This is a genomic window from Salmonella sp. SAL4457, assembly GCF_046548235.1.
In the GTDB taxonomy this organism is placed as follows: Bacteria; Pseudomonadota; Gammaproteobacteria; order Enterobacterales; family Enterobacteriaceae; genus Salmonella; species Salmonella enterica.
The window spans coordinates 1-245 of record NZ_JBGDZO010001128.1 but is presented as its reverse complement, the minus strand read 5'-3'; the positions used below and the strand labels follow the sequence as shown (position 1 = coordinate 245).

Sequence of the window (245 nt, the reverse complement as noted above, 5' to 3'; positions counted from 1 at the left end):
GGGCTACATGCAGGCGACGCCGATCCAACTGGCGCAGATGACCGCGCTGCTGGCCAACAAGGGCCACTGGATCCGCCCGCACCTGGCCAAGACCATCGACGGCCAGCCGCCGGTCGACCCCGACCCGATGCCCGACATCGTGCTGCGCGACCCGGCCAACTGGGACCGCGTCGACTACGGCATGCAGCAGGTGGTGCATGGCGCCCGCGGCACGGCGCGCAAGGTCGGCGCCACCTCGGCCTACC

General features: G+C 71.8%; 1 protein-coding gene. It reads left to right on the top strand.

The window, feature by feature from the left end:
* Nucleotides 1-245: penicillin-binding transpeptidase domain-containing protein (locus tag ACLJNW_RS27705; protein WP_410961785.1), on the top strand; the 245-nt coding region annotated here is incomplete at both ends.